The organism is Chloroflexota bacterium (genome assembly GCA_015478725.1).
Lineage (GTDB): Bacteria > Chloroflexota > Limnocylindria > Limnocylindrales > CSP1-4 > C-114.
The window spans coordinates 1-1,451 of sequence record JADMIG010000113.1; the positions used below are offsets into that span (position 1 = coordinate 1).

At 70.8% G+C, this 1,451-nt stretch carries 1 protein-coding gene; it reads left to right on the forward strand.

Translation table 11 applies throughout. The features are described 5' to 3' along the window. Window positions 1-45 precede the first annotated feature (45 nt). Window positions 46-1,451, forward strand: a 1,406-nt coding sequence (locus IVW53_16000; protein ID MBF6607066.1) for a class I SAM-dependent DNA methyltransferase, incomplete at its 3' end; no start/stop codon positions are given.

Consider the following 1,451-nt stretch of genomic DNA (forward strand, 5'->3'; position numbering starts at 1 on the left):
GCCGCTATCCTCGGCGCAGATGGAGACCCCTGACCCGCCGCGCCGATGACGCCCTACGAGTTCGCCACGAAATGGCGTGGCGTGACAACCGGCGAGCGCGCCTCCGCGCAGTCCCACTTCAGCGACCTGTGCGCAATGCTCGGCGAGCCGACCCCGAGCGACGCCGATCCGTCGGGGTCGTGGTACGCGTTCGAGAAGGGGGCCAGCAAGCTCGGCGGCGGTGACGGCTACGCCGATGTCTGGAAGCGCGGCTTCTTCGCCTGGGAGTACAAGGGCAAGAACAAGGATCTGCGGGCCGCGTACCGCCAGCTCAACGGGTACCGCGACGCGCTCGAGAACCCGCCGCTCCTCGTCGTCTGCGATCTCGAGCGGATCGAGGTCTGGACAAACTTCACCGGCCTCTCGCCGGTCACGAGGATCGTCACCCTCGACGAACTCGCGCGGCCCGATCCCTCGGCGGCGCTCGCGATCCTGCGGGCGATCTTCACCGCCCCCGAGGAGCTCCGCCCGACCTTCGAGCCGGCGCAGATCACCGAGGCGGCGGCGCGGACGTTCGCCGAGCTCGCCCAGGCCCTCCGGGCGCGCGGCCACGAGCCGACCGTCGTCGCCCACTTCCTCAACCGGATCCTCTTCTGCCTCTTCGCCGAGGATGCGGGACTCCTCCCCAAGGGCGTCCTCTCGCGGCTCGCCGCGGCGACGAAGGGACGCTCCTCCCTCTTCACCGAGGCGCTCGGTGAGCTGTTCGCCCGGATGTCGCACGGCGGCGGAATGTTCGGGGCGGAGGAGGTCCCCTGGTTCAACGGCGGCCTGTTCGACTCGGCGGACGTCCTGCCCCTCAGCGGCTCGGAGATCAACACCCTCCTCGAGGTGAGCAACCTCAACTGGGCGCTCATCGAGCCGGCGATCTTCGGGACGCTCTTCGAGCGCGGTCTCGACCCCGCCCAGCGCGCCCAGCTCGGTGCCCACTACACCGATCGAGCGGCGATCTGGCAGCTCGTCGAGCCGGTCGTGATCCGGCCGCTCCGTCGCGAGTACGCGGCGATGCAGGCGCGGGTCACCGAGCTCGTCCTCGCCGGCCGCAAGGTGACGCGCGCGACGCGACCCGAGCAGGACCCGGGCGCCGTGTTCCGCTCGTTCCTCGACCGGCTGCGGGCGGTCCGGGTGCTCGACCCGGCGTGCGGCAGCGGGAACTTCCTCTTCGTCACCCTGGGGGCGCTCAAGGACCTCGAATACGAGGCGATCCACTGGGGCTCGCTCGTCCTGCGGACCCCGATGGAGGTCCCGCGGATCGGCCCCGAGGCGGTCCTCGGCATCGAGCTCAACGCGTATGCCGCCGAGCTTGCCCGGGTGACGATCTGGATCGGCGAGATCCAGTGGATGCTCCGTCACGGCCTCGGCTACCGGCGCGACCCGATCCTCCGCCCGCTCGACCACATCGAGACCCGCGACGC